At 35.1% G+C, this 16227-nt stretch carries 18 protein-coding genes; 8 read left to right on the plus strand and 10 right to left on the minus strand.

Annotated elements, in window-relative coordinates; translation table 11 throughout:
* Nucleotides 1-12 precede the first annotated feature (12 nt).
* A complete protein-coding gene (locus MWU65_RS10505; RefSeq protein ID WP_247077769.1) occupies nucleotides 13-1389 on the plus strand; it encodes a DUF2231 domain-containing protein in 1377 nt (458 codons plus the stop codon).
* 111 nt (nucleotides 1390-1500) lie between these two features.
* On the opposite strand, the gene MWU65_RS10510 is transcribed toward MWU65_RS10505, so the two are convergent.
* The 7 genes from MWU65_RS10510 to MWU65_RS10540 all read right to left on the minus strand — a co-directional run bounded on the left by MWU65_RS10510 (nucleotide 1501) and on the right by MWU65_RS10540 (nucleotide 7664).
* Nucleotides 1501-2535, minus strand: coding sequence for an endonuclease/exonuclease/phosphatase family protein (locus MWU65_RS10510; protein ID WP_247077771.1), 1035 nt, complete (start codon nucleotides 2533-2535; stop codon nucleotides 1501-1503).
* Nucleotides 2532-3404: a rhomboid family intramembrane serine protease gene (locus MWU65_RS10515; RefSeq protein ID WP_247077773.1), complete on the minus strand. Its 873-nt coding sequence runs from the start codon at nucleotides 3402-3404 to the stop codon at nucleotides 2532-2534. The genes MWU65_RS10510 and MWU65_RS10515 overlap by 4 nt, the downstream gene beginning before the upstream one ends.
* 1 nt (nucleotide 3405) lies before the next feature.
* Nucleotides 3406-4149, minus strand: a complete 744-nt coding sequence (locus MWU65_RS10520) for a rhomboid family intramembrane serine protease (protein WP_247077775.1) — start codon at nucleotides 4147-4149, stop codon at nucleotides 3406-3408.
* Entirely contained in the window at nucleotides 4150-6018 is a 1869-nt protein-coding gene (gene mutL / locus MWU65_RS10525) for a DNA mismatch repair endonuclease MutL (RefSeq protein WP_247077777.1), read from the minus strand.
* A complete protein-coding gene (locus MWU65_RS10530) occupies nucleotides 6018-6302 on the minus strand; it encodes a riboflavin synthase subunit beta (protein ID WP_247077779.1) in 285 nt (94 codons plus the stop codon). Before MWU65_RS10530 ends, mutL begins: the two co-directional genes overlap by 1 nt.
* Nucleotides 6303-6411: 109 nt before the next feature.
* Nucleotides 6412-6894: a 6,7-dimethyl-8-ribityllumazine synthase gene (gene ribH / locus MWU65_RS10535; protein ID WP_247077781.1), complete on the minus strand. Its 483-nt coding sequence runs from the start codon at nucleotides 6892-6894 to the stop codon at nucleotides 6412-6414.
* 5 nt (nucleotides 6895-6899) lie between these two features.
* A complete protein-coding gene (locus tag MWU65_RS10540) occupies nucleotides 6900-7664 on the minus strand; it encodes a tetratricopeptide repeat protein (RefSeq protein ID WP_247077782.1) in 765 nt (254 codons plus the stop codon).
* 124 nt (nucleotides 7665-7788) lie between these two features.
* Between MWU65_RS10540 and MWU65_RS10545 the strand changes: the two genes are divergently transcribed.
* From MWU65_RS10545 to MWU65_RS10555, 3 genes are read left to right on the plus strand one after another with little or no spacing between them, the layout of a single operon-like run.
* Entirely contained in the window at nucleotides 7789-8868 is a 1080-nt protein-coding gene (locus tag MWU65_RS10545) for a DNA replication/repair protein RecF (RefSeq protein ID WP_247077784.1), read from the plus strand.
* 1 nt (nucleotide 8869) lies between these two features.
* Nucleotides 8870-9289, plus strand: coding sequence for a hypothetical protein (locus MWU65_RS10550; protein ID WP_247077786.1), 420 nt, complete (start codon nucleotides 8870-8872; stop codon nucleotides 9287-9289).
* Nucleotides 9289-9585: a DUF721 domain-containing protein gene (locus MWU65_RS10555; RefSeq protein WP_247077787.1), complete on the plus strand. Its 297-nt coding sequence runs from the start codon at nucleotides 9289-9291 to the stop codon at nucleotides 9583-9585. The genes MWU65_RS10550 and MWU65_RS10555 overlap by 1 nt, the downstream gene beginning before the upstream one ends.
* A gap of 286 nt (nucleotides 9586-9871) precedes the next feature.
* On the opposite strand, the gene MWU65_RS10560 is transcribed toward MWU65_RS10555, so the two are convergent.
* On the minus strand, nucleotides 9872-10291 hold the full coding sequence (locus MWU65_RS10560; protein WP_247077788.1) for a nucleoside-diphosphate kinase: 420 nt from the start codon (nucleotides 10289-10291) through the stop codon (nucleotides 9872-9874).
* A gap of 220 nt (nucleotides 10292-10511) precedes the next feature.
* Entirely contained in the window at nucleotides 10512-11546 is a 1035-nt protein-coding gene (locus MWU65_RS10565) for an alkaline phosphatase D family protein (protein ID WP_247077789.1), read from the minus strand.
* A 152-nt stretch (nucleotides 11547-11698) separates the two neighbouring features.
* Here MWU65_RS10565 and MWU65_RS10570 point away from each other — a divergent pair, with 152 nt between their 5' ends.
* The 4 genes from MWU65_RS10570 (at nucleotide 11699) to MWU65_RS10585 (ending at nucleotide 15712) form a co-directional block, all read left to right on the plus strand.
* Nucleotides 11699-12715 (plus strand): bifunctional oligoribonuclease/PAP phosphatase NrnA, encoded by a 1017-nt coding sequence (locus MWU65_RS10570; RefSeq protein WP_247077790.1) that lies wholly within the window; start codon nucleotides 11699-11701, stop codon nucleotides 12713-12715.
* Nucleotides 12712-13263, plus strand: coding sequence for a gliding motility-associated peptidyl-prolyl isomerase GldI (gene gldI / locus MWU65_RS10575; protein ID WP_247077791.1), 552 nt, complete (start codon nucleotides 12712-12714; stop codon nucleotides 13261-13263). Before MWU65_RS10570 ends, gldI begins: the two co-directional genes overlap by 4 nt.
* A 19-nt stretch (nucleotides 13264-13282) precedes the next feature.
* Nucleotides 13283-14413, plus strand: coding sequence for a peptidylprolyl isomerase (locus MWU65_RS10580; RefSeq protein ID WP_247077792.1), 1131 nt, complete (start codon nucleotides 13283-13285; stop codon nucleotides 14411-14413).
* Between the two features lie 72 nt (nucleotides 14414-14485).
* The gene (locus tag MWU65_RS10585; protein WP_247077794.1) at nucleotides 14486-15712 is read left to right on the plus strand and encodes a glycoside hydrolase family 18 protein; all 1227 of its coding nucleotides are present in this window, start codon (nucleotides 14486-14488) and stop codon (nucleotides 15710-15712) included.
* On the opposite strand, the gene MWU65_RS10590 is transcribed toward MWU65_RS10585, so the two are convergent.
* Entirely contained in the window at nucleotides 15713-16174 is a 462-nt protein-coding gene (locus tag MWU65_RS10590) for a CBS domain-containing protein (RefSeq protein ID WP_247077796.1), read from the minus strand. It abuts the gene before it with no gap.
* Between the last annotated feature and the right edge of the window lie 53 nt (nucleotides 16175-16227).

Genomic DNA, 16227 nt, shown 5'->3' on the forward strand with positions numbered 1-16227 from the left:
AACTGCAGTTAAATGGAAGAAAATATTATCGTTTTTCTAGGGCGCTTTCACCCTTTAATAGTTCATTTACCTATAGGATTTTTAATAATGGCAGCGCTACTTCAATTGTATGCCCTAAAAATTAAAAATAGGTCACTAAACTTAGACCACACCATTGCATACACCTTGTTTTGGGGCACTTTAGCATCCCTAGGAGCCATTGTAATTGGTTGGCTGCTTTCATTGCAAGGTGGGTATGATTCCAATTTATTGTTTTGGCATAAATGGGTTGGCATATTAGTTACGCTATTATCTCTTTTTGGATGGCTTTTAAAAACAGAGCGAATCCGATTGCAAAAATCTGTTTTTTTTATAGTGCTTTTCTTTATCCTTGTATTAATCGGTGTCACTGGACATTTAGGAGGAAGTCTAACTCATGGAGAAACATACCTAACGCATTATGCTCCTTCATTTATTAAAAACATAATTGATGGCAAAAATGAGAAAAAAAACATTGGGCTTAGTGATATTGATACAGATTCCATAACAGTTTTCCCCCATATTATACAGCCCATCTTAGATTCCAAATGTGTTAGCTGCCATAGTGCCAGTAAAAAAGAAGGCGGGCTAGTTTTAACGAATCATAAGGGGCTTATGGAAGGAGGAGAACACGGATCTATTATTGATATAAAAACACCACTAAAAAGTATTCTCATTAATAGAGTAACCTTACCTCTATCTAACAAAAAATTTATGCCTCCAAGAGGAAATTCATTAACTTTTGGAGAAATTCAAATTCTAGAATGGTGGATGAAAGCTGGGGCCGATAGCCTTTTAAAATTTTCAGATAGCGATGTATTGGATCCTAAAATGATACATATTTTAGACCGGGATTATCAATTGGATTACCGTCCAAAGCCCTTTTATGAAAAAGTTAAGGTGCCGAAGATAACTTCGGAAACATTACATACATTGCAAAAAAACAATTTTGGGGTGGACTTTATGGGCGAAGCCAGCAATATGATTTCTATTACTTTTAAGGAAAAATCGATAAGCAATGAACAGATTTCGAAACTGCTCTTGGCAAAAAATCAAATTACGTGGCTCAATTTAAGCGCGTGTAATTTAAGCGACCAACAATTAAAACAAATAGCAAATTTAAAAAATTTAACACGATTGAATATAAATTCTAATCCCATTACCGACGAAGGTATTAAATCTATAACTCCCCTAAAAAACATAGCATCTCTAAATGTATACAATACTAAAATATCCAATGTGAGCCTGCCCATTCTAACGAAACATAAGGCTTTAAAATCACTGTATGTTTGGAAAACTGGTATCACAACTACAGCTATAGATGAATTATCTAAGGATTATCCAAAAATTAGTTCTATTTCAGAACAATAGAGTCTTTTAGCCTTAAGTATAAAAAGGGGGAATTTGCAATCGCTAGTAAGCACAAATAGAATGCAATTAAAAAATAGACCAAGCCTATCCAAGGTACCAAATTTCAATTGTTTACCTATTGGAATGCATTCGTAATCCTGCCATTACCGGAAAATGATCGGATAATTTGATGTCATAATTTTTATGGGCAGTAATTTCAAACCTATGATCTGCTAAAATAAAATCGATACGCACTGGATAATACCTAAAATTATATGTCCGTCCGTAGGATGTCCCTTTTACTTCAAACGTATCTTGCAAGTCACCTTTTACCGTTCTATACACATTGGAGTATTGGTTATTATTAAAATCGCCACATACAATGGTACTATAGGATACTGTAGACCGATGCTTTTCAATTAATTGCGCTTGCTCCTGTTGCTTTATAAAGGACTTTGTAATACGACCATATAGTTTAGAAGATTCTTCATTAGAAATGGTATTTAGCTCTGGAACAACCTTTAAAGACTCTAAATGTAAATTATAGACCCTTAAGGTGTCCTTTTTGTATAAAATATCTGCATAACTAGTAATATTACTAGTATTCTTAAACGGAACTTCACCGGTACTTATTATTGGGTATTTCGAATAAATTGCCTGTACCGATTTTTTAACTTTGAAGTCTGGCGCAATAAACTGATATTTAAAGTTCTTTTTTAGCTGATTGTTTCTCGTTCTACTATACTCTTGGAAACAAATAATATCTGGATTTTCACTAATCACAAAATCTATAATCTGATCCCCAATTGTATTGTCCTTATTCCAGTTATTTACATTAAAACCTCTGGCATTATAACTCATAATCTTTAGATCATCAGTAGGTATGTTATCTTCCTCTAATTGAAACTTTAAGAAAGAATCTAATAGAAAATAGCCAAAAATCAACACAATGGCCGAAAGAACTAGTCTTTTATTTCTTCGTATTATCCAATACAAACAAAATAAAATATTGGCTAGTACCAACAAGGGCACAGAAAGACTAAAAATAGATAGAAACGGTATTGTTTTAACAGATACATAAGGTGCTAAAAAGGCCACACACAACAAGAAGGCAACAACGTAGTTAAAAACAAAAAGAACTTTATTTATAAACGAAATATTTTTCACTGATCTCCCTTCCCTGCAATGAATAAAAAGTCCTTTTCTTCTTTGGTTAAACTCTCATAACCAGATTTACTAATTTTATCTAAAATGGCATCAATTTTATGCTGCTTTTCAGCCTTTTTGCGATCCGTTTTTCCAGACACATTAGATTTGGGTGTTTTGCTGCGATAAACTGTTTTCATAGGGGCTTTTTTCTCTTTGGTAAACAATTGAACAAGGCTATCTGTAAATGATCCAAATCCCGCACCAATATCTTTACCCTTTAGCAATTGTTTGGCATAAGCATAACCTAATACAGCACCACCCAAATGCGCTAATATTCCTCCGACATTCTGACCTGTAGATAAACGGAATAAATCCATTAGCACTACGATTGCTCCAATATGCCACAGTTTTAAATCTACGATTAAAACCCGCACTGTTTGGTTGGGTAAATAGGCGCATACAAAAATAAGTATAGCAGTTACACCGGCAGAAGCACCTATTAAGGCGGCATTAATATCTATAAGTGCTGGAAATACATTGTAGCCTATCAGAAACAATAATCCGCCAGCTATAACTCCCAAAAAGTAAACATTTAGAAATCTTTTGCCGTTAAATAAGTTTAAAAAGGTCTTTCCAAAAAAGTAAAGCATTAACATGTTCCAGAAAATATGTCCAAAGCCACTATGAAAAAAGGAATAGGTAATTAGTGACCATGGTTGGGTAATAAAAGCGAAAAAGTCTTTGGGCAATTCAAACCAGGTTACTAGGCCGGGCCATCTAAAAAGTACTGTAACAATTGATGACACTAAAAAAATAGCAACATTTACTGCTATTAATTTTTCAGCAACATTTAACCGTTGAAATTGATATTTTAAAGTTCCACTCATACTAATTCCAACGATTATTATTAAACTGATTTTTTTTCCAATACCACATCATTATAAAGCCAAACAATGCACCACCCACGTGTGCAAAATGGGCTATACCCCCACCAAACAATGAATAACCTGTTACTCCAGAAAATAAATCCAATCCAATTAAAACTGGAATAAAATATTTTGCTTTTATAGGAATTGGTAAAAATATCATCATTAATTCGGCATTCGGGAACGACATCCCAAAAGCGACCAAAACGCCATAAATGGCACCAGAAGCACCTACCGCCGGTGTGTTATATGCCCCCAAAAAGTTATCAATTGTACTTTTAGATGCCATATTGTACCAATCTGGCATGTATTTCCCCTCAGAAATTACCCTTATAATTTGTTCCTTGGGAATGCCCGAATCTACTATGGCATTTAATCCTTCATTAAAATAATAATAGTTAACTCCTGTGTGAATAAATGCTGCACCCAGACCTGCAGAAAAATAGAAAAATAAAAACTTTTTCTTTCCCCACATTTGTTCTAAGGGTGTTCCAAAGGCATACAAGGCATACATATTAAAAGCAATATGCATAAACCCGCCATGCATAAACATGTGAGACACAATTTGCCACAGCTGAAAATTTTCATTTTTAGGAAACCACAATGAAAACCACTGGTACATTTGGTCGCCCATAGTTTGGGTAGCCAAGAAAAAAATCACATTTATTATGATTATATGTTTTACTGTATCTGTTAATCTACCCATTTATATAAACTTTTTATCAATATCATTCTCTGTAATGGTAATGTAAATTGGCTTGTTAAACGGACTTAAAATAGATTCCGTACACGCAAATAAATCGTTTACCAGAGCAGCCTGTGATATAACATCTAATACATCCCCAGTTTTAACGGCTAATGATTTACACAGGGCCTTGCTTAACACATCTGCCTGCGAAAATCCATCACCCCCAACATTCTGTTGACAATCTGCCATTAATTCATCAAAAATAGAAACAACTTCGGCTTCTGCTACCAACGGCGGCACTCCATTTATCTCAACCATTGCAGTGCTTATTTCTCCAAAAACAAATCCCATAGTGCTTAAATTATCTTTTATTTCTTCAAGGATTGCTATTTCTGAGGAAGAAAATGACAGTTGAATAGGGAAAAGCAATTGCTGACTCACCCCTTCATTTAACGTAACACTTCTCAAAAATCTCTCATATAATACACGCTGGTGTGCCCTACCTTGGTCTATCACAACCATACCCGATTTTATAGTGGTAATAATATATTTTCGTCTCAGTTGAAACGTTATTGCCGCAGCATCTAAATTCCCTTTTTCATCCTCAAAAATTGAACCTGTACTTACATCCGATTCAAAACTAAGGCCATCAAAATTTGGCATCCCACTTACTTCTGGCGTATTTTCCACATACAAACCTTCCCAACTTTGGGAGCTCTGTTTTTTATAGTTTGGTACCCCGCTATTTTGCCGAGATCTTGAGACATCTAATTTCTCATCTGCAAACGGATTAAACGAAGCATCGACCTCAACTTTAGGAATTACGGCACTTTTATTGCGATAATCATAAGGAGTTTCTAAATTATTGTCGTGTTCAAAATCCAATGTAGGGGCAACATTAAACTGACCCAAACTATGCTTTATGGTAGACCTTAAAATAGCGTATAAGGTTTGTTCATCATCAAATTTAATCTCCGTTTTAGTAGGGTGAATATTGATATCTATTGATGCCGGATCTACGGCTAAGGTTAAAAAATAACCTGGGTGAGCACCAGGCTTTATCAAACCTTCAAAAGCAGCCAATACAGCATGATGCAAATACGGACTCTTAACAAACCTATTGTTTACAAAAAAATATTGCTCTCCCCTGCTCTTCTTAGCAAATTCTGGCTTTGTAATAAAACCAGAAATAGTAACCACCTGTGTTTCTTCCTCTACAGGAACGAGTTTTTCATTGGTCTTTTTACCAAAAATATTTACAATACGGTGTCTAAAATTGGAACTTGGTAAATTAAACAACTCATTTCCATTATTGTAATAGTGAAATGCTACGGCCGGATGCGCCAAGGACACTCTATGAAACTCGTCTGTTATATGACGTAATTCTACAGAATCGGACTTTAAAAAATTTCTTCGTGCCGGAATATTAAAGAACAAGTGCTTTACAGCAATAGAAGTACCTTTTGGAGTGACTACTACTTCTTGTGAAATAATGGTACTCCCTTCTATATGTATTGCTGTACCTACTTCTTCATCTTCCGTTTTTGTTTGCAGTTCTACATGGGCAATTGCCGCAATAGAAGCCAAGGCTTCTCCACGGAACCCTTTTGTATTTAAATTAAATAAATCTTCAGCACTTTGAATTTTAGAGGTAGCATGGCGTTCAAAACTTAAACGGGCATCTGTGGTACTCATACCAACACCATTATCTACAACCTGTATCAATATTTTACCGCCGCCTTTTACAATTAACTTAATTCTTGTGGCTCCGGCATCTATTGCATTTTCTAGCAATTCTTTTACCACAGATGCTGGTCGCTGAACAACTTCGCCCGCTGCTATTTGATTGGCAACGTGATCTGGTAAAAGTTTAATAATATCTGCCATTACTTTTTTATGGAGAATATTGATAGATCAAAATCTATTATATAAAGGAAAGCCAAAACCAAAATAGTTAAAATAATAACCATTCTAATCTTTACATTTTTATCACCTTTTTTTCGCAAATCAGAAATAGCATTTCCAAACTTGCCCTTTATTCCTTGCTTTGGGCCAACAGTAGAACGGTACTTATCTAATTTATGTTCAATTTTATACGGATTTCCTTCCCCCTTATCATCAAAGTAACGAGGTGAATAATTATATGATTTGTTCTGACGTAATTTTCCCATAATGCTAGAATACCAAAGGTACTTAAAATCAAAAATAATAGCACAGATACTGTGCCAAAATTTGTTAACAAGTCATTTCGTCAAGTTTAAAAAAAGAAATAGAAAAGTACTAGTTACCTAAAGTTGCCATTTTTATGGCGGCTATGGCCGCTTCAGCCCCTTTATTTCCATGAATTCCTCCACTTCTATCTATAGCTTGCTGCAGTGTATTGTCTGTTAACACACAAAATATAACCGGGGTATCTGTTTGTACATTAAGGTCTTTAATGCCTTGTGCAGTTGCACTACAAACAAAATCAAAATGTTTTGTTTCTCCCTGAATTACACTTCCTATGGCTATAATGGCATCCACAGGTTGGGTAGCTATCATTTTTTTACTTCCGTGAATAAGCTCAAAACTACCAGGAACATTCCAACGAATAATGTTTTCTTTGAGAGCGCCACAATCTAGCAATGCAGCTAGCGCTCCATTAAAAAGTCCTTCTGTTATAGTTGTGTTCCATTCAGAAACAACAATCCCAAATCGAATGTTTTTCGCATTTGGGATTGTTGCCTTATCGTAAGCCGATAAATTTTTAGTAGCCGTAGCCATACTATTTATTGTTTTGCTTTTCCTATGAACACATCAATTGTTGAAGCTTCTTGCGAAGAAGGATAGTCATCCTTTATTCTTTGGAAGAATTTTAAAGCTTTTGCATTTTCACCTAATTCTAAAGCGGCAACACCAGCCTTATGTAAAAATCTAGGTGTTGTAAACCCGTTTTCGCCTTGTGAAATTGCTTTTTCATAATAACCCAAAGCATCTTTAGTCTGGTTCAATTGCATAAATGCATCTCCAATACCTCCTTTAGCCAAAGCACCTAAAGTAACATTGTCTGAACTAAAATCTTCCAAATGATTTATGGCTTCTTGGTAGTTTTTCATATTTAAATACGCCATACCAGCAGAATAACTTGCCAAATTAGCCGTTTTCGTTCCTTTATACTCTTGTATGATGTCTAAAAAACCGTATTTACCTTCTGAACCGTTTAAGGCTAGATTGAATAAAGAATCTTTATTTACAGCCGCATTGTTCAATGCCTCATCAAAATATTGTTGTGGATAATACATTTCATTGTTTGCCGCTTCCGTCTTTGGATTTTGTACAAAACTAACATATGCCAAATACCCTAAAACACCAATAGCTATAACACCTATAACACCTAAAATGGCTTTTTGGTTACCTGCTACCCATTCCTCCGTTTTGGATGCTCCTTCATCTAAAGTGTTAAAAACCTCAGCAGTTGTACTCTCCTGTTCCTGTAGTTCTACTTCCTCTTCTTTCGTCTTTGGTTTGTAACCGCGCTTTTTATATGTAGCCATAGTTCATTTTATTAATCGCGCAAAAATAAAGTTTTTATTGAAATTTAAAACCTTATTTATTCGTTATTTTTCAATAATTTGCGTCTTCTCTTAAATTTCAAAAATAAAACCTGCTATAAACCGAATGTTTCTAAAGAAATTATCACTTTTAAATTACAAAAATTTTGATTCACAAGAATTTGATTTCGACGCTAAAATAAACTGTATTGTCGGGAATAACGGCATAGGAAAAACCAATATTCTAGATGCTATTTACCACCTTTCTTTTGGCAAAAGTTACTTTAATCCCATAGCGACTCAAAACATAAAACACGGCGAAGATTTTTTCGTCGTAGAGGGGCATTTTCAAAAAGAAGATAGGGATGAAAAAGTTGTGTGCAGCCTAAAAAGAGGAATGAAAAAAATAATTAAGCGAAATGGCAAAGCTTATGACAAATTTTCTGATCATATTGGTTTTTTACCTTTGGTTATTATTTCTCCTGCAGATAGAGATCTTATTTTAGAAGGGAGTGACACCCGAAGGAAATTTATTGACGGAGTCATTTCACAATCTAACAAAGGATACCTACAAGCGCTATTAAAGTACAACAAAGTATTGCTACAGCGAAATTCACTATTAAAATATTTTGCCCTTAACCATACCTTTGACAAGACCACTTTAAGTGTGTACAATGAGCAATTGCAGGAATACGGGAGTATTATTCACAAAGAACGGCTTGCCTTCTTAGAAACGTTTATTCCAATTTTTAAAGAGCAATACACGGCCATTTCTGACGCCAAGGAAGAGGTAGGCATTACCTACAATAGCACCTTATTAGAAAAAAATATGCTGCAACTCCTAGAAGAAAGTTTAGACAAGGATAGGGCTGTACAATACACAAGTGTAGGAACGCACAAAGATGACTTATCGTTTGAAATTGATGAATACCCCGTTAAAAAGTTTGGTAGTCAAGGACAGCAGAAATCTTTTTTAATAGCCTTAAAGCTTGCCCAATTTAACTTTATTAAAGCACAGGCAAAAACCACACCCATTCTACTTTTAGATGATATTTTTGATAAATTAGACGAAAACAGGGTCTCACAAATTGTATCTTTAGTAGATAATGAGAATTACGGTCAGATATTTATTAGCGATACCCACGCAGACCGAACTGAAAACATTGTAAAAAACATACATCAGACTTATAAAATATTCAAATTATAAAATGAAAAAACTAACTTTTATCATACTGATAACATTGCTGACTGGGTGTAAGGACACCGTTACAAAGGAAGATTTACCGTTACTCAATGGTTATTGGGAAATTAGTGAAGTAATTTTTGAGGACGGCAACAGCAAATCGTATAAGGCAAGTTCAACGATTGATTTTTTTAAGGTTGATGGACTGAAGGGACTTAGAAAAAAAGTTCAACCTAATATTGGAGGAAGTTTTAACACAAACAATGATTCCGACATCCTAACTATCTATGAAAAAAACGGTACCTTCATCCTAAATTACAAGAACGACTTTACGCAACGGGAAGAACAAATCCTAAGCCTTACAAAAGATTCTTTTTCTGTAAAAGACCAAGAGCAAACAACGTATATATACCTGCGTTACAAACCCATAGAATTTCATCCATAATGGCAAAACGAAAAAACGAAAACCTACCCTTAGGAGCAGTCTTACAAGATTTTATCAAAGAAAATAGGCTAGAAAGAGGAATAAACGTTGTAGATACGCGTTTAGCTTGGAAAAATCTGATGGGCGCCGGCGTTAACAACTATACCTCAGCAGTAGAGCTGCGTAACGGCACCCTGTTTGTTTCTTTAACCTCTTCCGTATTACGAGAAGAATTGAGCCATGGAATATCTAAAATCATCAAAATGATCAATGAAGATTTGGGTAAAGAAGTAGTGACAAAATTAGTGCTCCGTTAGTTTAAAACAACAAACCATCTTGCCATATTAAAATCGACCACAAACCCTTTAAAAGTTTATTTATTGTTTTTATTGTGCTTTCCATTTCTTCCTGTCAGGCTAAAGAAGTTAAGATACATTACAACAACTTGTCCGAAAAAGAAAAGCGAGAGCCTAAGTATGCACTTTCTTCAATGACGGTTGCCCTTAAAGTTGCCTCCTAAAACACCTATTCTTTTTAAAAATTTCATAAAAAAACCCATAGTATCAGGAGATACTATGGGTTCTTAATTTTGTTTAATTTTACTTAGAAAATTTCTCTTCCTGCAAAATGAAAAGCACCTTCAATAGCAGCATTTTCATCGCTATCAGAACCGTGAACTGCATTTTCTCCTATAGAAGTTGCATACAATTTACGAATAGTACCTTCAGCGGCATCAGCTGGATTAGTAGCACCAATAAGAGCTCTAAAATCTTCAACTGCATTATCCTTTTCTAAAATAGCCGCTACAATAGGACCTCTGGTCATAAATTCTACCAACTCTCCAAAAAACGGACGCTCATTATGTACAGCATAAAATGCCTCTGCATCTCTTTTGCTTAACTGTGTATACTTCATTGCTACAATTTTAAAACCTGCTGATGTGATTTTTTCTAAAATAGCACCAACGTGACCATTTTCTACACCATCTGGCTTAATCATTGTAAAAGTTCTGTTCGTAATCATCTTGTTTTAATTTTTGTGCAAAAATAATCCTTTTAAATCAACCTACAAGAAATAAAGATAAAAGGTAGTAAACGGCAGTGGGGTGAAAATGCAAAATACTACAACAAAAATACATCCACTGCTCTCTGTTGATCAATAGCCTTTCATATTAGACATTGAACCTTGTACGTCATACTATAGACTTTGTATTTACAACATTTCACCATAATCCTAATAAAACCTAATAAGCCTGATCCAATTCCCCTAGTACTTTTTCACCATCACCGATCATTTTTAAATGTACGCTATTGGTTTTAAAGCTAAAATCTACAGTACCAAAGCTCTTCACAAAAACTACTTCCCCTACCCTATACGGATTTTCTTCCCCAGAAAAACCGGTATAAGTATGCGTAAGCCCACTACTTGTAAAGTCGACCAATGGATACTTTAACCCATTAATTTCTTCTTTAGAAAACTCAGATATATGTCTATCTCCAGAAAGCACCATTACGCCCTTTGCCTTTGTGGCTACCACTAATTCTCGCAGTCGATCTACCTCATGCGGAAAATTTCCCCAACTTTCAAATCCATGTTTGTTAGACAAAAACTGCACACTACTTACAAGGATATTAAAATGAGCCTTAGAATTAGTAAGCTCTTCCGTTAACCATTGCCATTGCCGTTCTCCCAAAATGGTTCCTTGTCCATACACATTAGGCTGTACCCTCTTTTTTGTTTTTGAAGATGGTGTGAGTGCAGTTCTAAAATAACGGGTATCCAAAACTATAATTTTAATTTTGCCTTCAGGCAAATCATAATTATGCACTGCGTAAACACCTTCCCTATTTCTCCGGGGGCTATCTTTTGGAACCCCCATAAAATCTAAAAATTCTTGCTGACTTTCTTGCTTGGCGGCAAATTCCACACCTCCGTCTTGTAATCCGTAGTCATGATCATCCCAAGTACCAATAACGGGCACGATTTCCTTTAGCCTTTGGTACCCTTTTACAGAATTCTGGGCAGTATAAATAGACCTTAGTTTATCCATATTATCAGTATCTGCATAAACAATATCCCCACCCCATATCCAAATATTGGGCTGCACAGCTATAATATCATCCCATAAAAGATTAGAAACGTTGTGCTTGTTGCAAGAACCAAAAGCAATTGTAAAATCAGACTTCCATTTATCTGAACTATTATTTTGAACCGGTTTCGTGGTTTTACAAGCTGTAATAACAAGCAGCCACCCCAGTATAAAAAGGATTTTTTTCAAGGCAAAAAGTTTTTAAAATATCTTTTCAATTTTAAGGATATTTTTTGGATTATAAGGTATTTTAAATCAATTCTCCTCCTCGTCTATTACTTTCCATTAGAAAAGTAGGATCTTATTTTGAGCATTTACTAAAAACACTATCTTTGGCAGCTATGAATTTAGAAGATACATCTGTGGTAAAAGCCTTATTGAGCACTACCCAAAAAATAGTTATCATTCCCCATAAAAATCCTGATGGAGACGCCATTGGCTCAACTTTAGGCCTTCTACATTATGTAAAAAACTTAGGACATGAAGCCGTTGTAATTGCTCCCAATGATTCTCCAAAATTTTTAAAATGGATGCCCGGTTTTGAGGAAATCATAATTTTTGAAAAGGACACATTATCTGCTAAAAGTCATATAGATGCGGCAACCTTAATTTTTACCTTAGATTTTAATCATTTATCAAGGGTTGGCTCCATGCAAAAAAGTTTAGAGGAGGCCGAGGCTACTTTTATTATGATAGACCACCACCAGGAACCTGCTGATTATGCCAAAGTCACTTATTCTGATGTAAGCATGAGTTCTACCTGCGAAATGGTTTATAATTTTATTGAAGCGCTAGACAGCACCTCCAAAATAACAGCAAACATAGCCAACTGCTTGTATACAGGAATTATGACGGACACAGGTTCTTTTAAATATTCATCAACGACAAGCAGAACACATAGAGTTGTAGCAGATTTAATAGACAAAGGTGCAGAGAACTTGGCTATTCACAATAGAGTGTTCGACACCAATTCACCGAGTCGGTTGCACATATTAGGTTGTGCTCTTAAAAACATGGTAATACTTGAGGACTTTAATACGGTTTATATTACGCTTAGTCAGGCTGAATTAGACCAATTCAATTTTAAAAAAGGAGATACCGAAGGCATCGTAAATTATGGACTTACACTAGACTCTATTATATTTGCAGTAATTTTTATTGAAAATAAGGAAGAAGGAATCGTAAAAATTTCATTTAGATCTCAGGGAGAGTTTTCTGTGAATGAATTCGCAAGAGCACATTTTCAAGGTGGCGGTCATACCAATGCAGCTGGCGGAAAGAGCGATGAAACTTTACAAGAAACGACAGCAAGGTTTGTTGGTTTATTAGACAATTACAAAGACAAATTAAAAGAATGAAGAAGTTTTTTTACATCCTAGTGGTTCTCTGCTTTATAGGCTGCGATGGCCCAGAAGCAAGACGTCCAATAAAAGTAAAAACTGGCAGTTATTTTAAACAGTCTATAGCGCGAAATAAAGCCTTATTAGCAAAGGAAGAAAAACTGATAGCACACATAATAAAAGGAGATACCGTACACAACTATACCCATAGCCCAAACGGATCTTGGTTCTATTACGATGTAAAAAATGAGGAAGAAACCTACCTGCCAGAATCAGAGGATTTGGTAACTATGACCTACAATTTGGTAGATTTTAACAATGACACTATTTATAGTATGGAAGAAATAGGTGTTTTCAAATACAAAGTAGACAAACAAGATTTATTTTTAGGGCTGCGCACCAGTGTAAAACTTTTAAAAGTAAATGAAACCGCAACATTTCTATACCCGTCATCTTTAGGGTATGGATATCACGGAGACAATAAAAAAATTGGAACCAATATTCCCTTAAAGGCAACGGTTTCTATTTTTAACATCGAGAAAAATAAAGATAGTATTCAAAATTAAAACAATTAAAAAAGTAAAAATGAAAAAGAATTTTCTAATCTTATTAACTGCTGTTGTAACAATGGTTAGCTGTAAATCTGGACAATATGCAGATTTAGATGACGGTTTATATGCGAATATAAAAACCAATAAGGGAGATATGGTGGTAAAACTAGAGTTTGAAAAAACTCCTGTTACTGTAGCTAATTTTGTTTCCCTTTCTGAAGGGAAAAACCCCTTCGTTAGCGAAGAATTTAAAGGGAAAAAATATTATGACAGTATTATTTTTCATAGAATCATAAAAGATTTTATGATTCAAGGTGGCGACCCAACAGCTAGCGGTAGTGGTAATCCTGGATACAAATTTAAAGATGAATTTGTAGATTCTTTAGGTCATAGTAAAAAAGGAATTTTATCTATGGCAAATTCAGGACCAAAAACCAATGGAAGTCAATTTTTTATCACACATAAAGAAACTTCTTTTTTAGATGGCAGACATACTGTTTTTGGTGAAGTAGTTGTTGGATTAGATGTTGTAGACTCCATTGCAACTGTGGAAACAGGTGCAAATGATAGACCTGTAACAGATGTTGTAATCACCACAATTGACATCATTAGAAACGGCAAGGCAGCAAAAAAGTTTGACGCCGTAGAGGTTATGAAAAACTACTTTGAAGAAGAGAAAGAAGAAGAGAAAAAATTAGAAGCTTTACGAATAGAAGCTAAAAAAGTAGAAGATGCCTTTGCTGCTGAAACAGCGGAACAAATTAAAAAAGCAGAGGTTTTACCATCAGGACTTAAGATTTTAGTTTTAAATGAAAGCAAAGGAGCCAAACCTAAAATAGGACAAAAAGCCTTGGTAAATTATGCAGGTTGGTTATCTAATGGTGTTTTATTTGATACTACAGATAGTGAAATAGCTAAGAAATTTGGAAAATTTGAACAAATTAACAATATGCACGGTGGTGATATGAATCCGTACCCAATGGAATACAGCCCCGAATCTAGGTTAACAGCTGGGTTTAAAGAAGGTTTATTACGAATGAAAGTAGGTGATAAGGTTCGCTTATTCATTCCTCCTCATTTAGGATATGGTGCCCAAGGTGGTGGTCCTATTCCACCCAATTCCGATTTAATTTTCGACCTAGAAATTACAGGGATTGTAGAATAATATTTGCAACTATAACTGAAAAAATAGAGCCACCTCGTACCGAGGTGGCTCTATTTTTTTGTTCAAAACTAATTGTCTAAATTACACAGCAAACCAACGCTTATCTACAATTCTATGGGCTTAAAGATATTTTATAAAATGCCATTGGTACTTCTCATTTTTACGTTGTTGCAATGTAAAGAACAAAAGAAAATAGAAAACACTACTAAAACAGCAGTAGCTATTATGGCCTATTACATGCCTAGGGCTAAATTTCAACCAGAAAAAATACCAGTTGAAAGACTTACACACCTATTGTTTTCTTTTTCCCACATCATAGATGGGGAAATGAAATTTAAAAACCCAGACAATAGCAAAAAACTAAAACAAGTTGTTTTACAAAAACACAGAAATCCAGAAATCAAAATAATGATTGCATGTGGTGGTTGGGGAGCAGATGGATTTTCTGAAATGGCCAGCTCCGAAAAGAGTCGGAAAAAATTCATAAACAGCACCCTTCAATTTATAGAAGCGTATCAATTAGACGGATTGGATATTGATTGGGAGTATCCAGGTATACCAGCGGCAGGAACCAAGTCTAGTGTTCATGACAAAACGAATTTTACATTATTAATGAAAGAATTAAGAGAGAACCTTGATCGTCTGAATAGACCCATGACCTTAACTTTTGCATCCGCCGGATGGAAGCCTTATTATAAAAACATAGACCTTCATGACGTAATGAAGTATGTTGATTATATGAACATTATGACCTATGATCAGGTAACGGATGGTTCTCCATATACTGCCCATCATACCGCATTGGGGTGGATAAACAAACGTGACATCATAGGTACCCCTGCAGGAACGGCCGTATATGCTCAAAACAAAGATTATGAGCCTTCATCCGCTGAAATGATTATTACCTATTGTATTGAGCAAGGTGTAAAACCGGAACAAATTATTATTGGCGGAGCATTTTATGGCAGAGCCTGGCAAGGTGTACCACCTGCTTTAAATGGGCTATACCAACCCAACAACGGGGCATACCGCAGTGCAGGTTCTTACAGTACTATTAGAGAAAATTTTGAAAATAAAAATGGATATATCAGGTATTGGGACAGTATTGCCAAAGCTCCATATTTATACAATGCAAAGGATAGTATTTTTATATCATATGACGATCCAAAATCAGTAGCATTAAAAACAAAATATGCCATAGACAACACCCTTGGCGGCATTATGTTTTGGCAATTAGGAGGGGATACCACCGATAAAAATGGTTTACTAGAAGCCATACATACCGCAGCTACCAAATAATTATTTCCAGTTTTGCGATTTTAATGCCATAGTGGCTATTAAAATATCTTTTTGAGATATTTGCCCCACAAGTTTCCCGTTTTCTAAAATAGGAAACCTCCTTCTTTTGGACGTAATAAATTTAGTTGCAGCATCAAAAATACTCATTTCTCCATCTATGGTTTCAACATCTTTAACCATATGCCGTTCCACGATTTCTTTTTCAGAGGGTTGATTGTAGTATTTACTTTCACTAATTTGTTTAATACAATCTCCTTCTGAAATAATTCCAACAAGTTCATTTTTATCATTGACAACCGGTCCGCCAGAAATTTTATACTGAATTAAAGCTTCTATGACTTCTTCTATGGGCTGCTCTGGTTTAAAAGTGATTAGTTTGCGCGTCATATAGTCGCACACTTTTAATGCAACATCCGTAGGAGAAACCGGTTTTCTTGGTCCTTGAAAACTTTTTATTCCCATAACTTTACTTTTATTGATTCTTTTAAAGTTAAGAAATATTTAATCACCTTACT

Origin of the sequence: Cellulophaga sp. F20128 (genome assembly GCF_023015805.1) — a bacterium.
GTDB lineage: Bacteria > Bacteroidota > Bacteroidia > Flavobacteriales > Flavobacteriaceae > Cellulophaga.

Excerpts from the sequence above, each read along its gene's own strand:
- MWU65_RS10520 (WP_247077775.1), bottom strand. The coding sequence starts at position 4,149 with ATGGGTAGATTAACAGATACAGTAAAACATATAATCATAATAAATGTG.
- MWU65_RS10590 (WP_247077796.1), bottom strand. The coding sequence starts at position 16,174 with ATGGGAATAAAAAGTTTTCAAGGACCAAGAAAACCGGTTTCTCCTACG.
- MWU65_RS10550 (WP_247077786.1), top strand. The coding sequence starts at position 8,870 with ATGAAAAAACTAACTTTTATCATACTGATAACATTGCTGACTGGGTGT.
- MWU65_RS10515 (WP_247077773.1), bottom strand. The coding sequence starts at position 3,404 with ATGAGTGGAACTTTAAAATATCAATTTCAACGGTTAAATGTTGCTGAA.
- MWU65_RS10570 (WP_247077790.1), top strand. The coding sequence starts at position 11,699 with ATGAATTTAGAAGATACATCTGTGGTAAAAGCCTTATTGAGCACTACC.
- MWU65_RS10530 (WP_247077779.1), bottom strand. The coding sequence starts at position 6,302 with ATGGGAAAATTACGTCAGAACAAATCATATAATTATTCACCTCGTTAC.
- mutL (WP_247077777.1), bottom strand. The coding sequence starts at position 6,018 with ATGGCAGATATTATTAAACTTTTACCAGATCACGTTGCCAATCAAATA.
- MWU65_RS10560 (WP_247077788.1), bottom strand. The coding sequence starts at position 10,291 with ATGATTACGAACAGAACTTTTACAATGATTAAGCCAGATGGTGTAGAA.
- MWU65_RS10540 (WP_247077782.1), bottom strand. The coding sequence starts at position 7,664 with ATGGCTACATATAAAAAGCGCGGTTACAAACCAAAGACGAAAGAAGAG.
- MWU65_RS10545 (WP_247077784.1), top strand. The coding sequence starts at position 7,789 with ATGTTTCTAAAGAAATTATCACTTTTAAATTACAAAAATTTTGATTCA.
- MWU65_RS10580 (WP_247077792.1), top strand. The coding sequence starts at position 13,283 with ATGAAAAAGAATTTTCTAATCTTATTAACTGCTGTTGTAACAATGGTT.
- ribH (WP_247077781.1), bottom strand. The coding sequence starts at position 6,894 with ATGGCTACGGCTACTAAAAATTTATCGGCTTACGATAAGGCAACAATC.
- MWU65_RS10505 (WP_247077769.1), top strand. The coding sequence starts at position 13 with ATGGAAGAAAATATTATCGTTTTTCTAGGGCGCTTTCACCCTTTAATA.
- MWU65_RS10555 (WP_247077787.1), top strand. The coding sequence starts at position 9,289 with ATGGCAAAACGAAAAAACGAAAACCTACCCTTAGGAGCAGTCTTACAA.
- gldI (WP_247077791.1), top strand. The coding sequence starts at position 12,712 with ATGAAGAAGTTTTTTTACATCCTAGTGGTTCTCTGCTTTATAGGCTGC.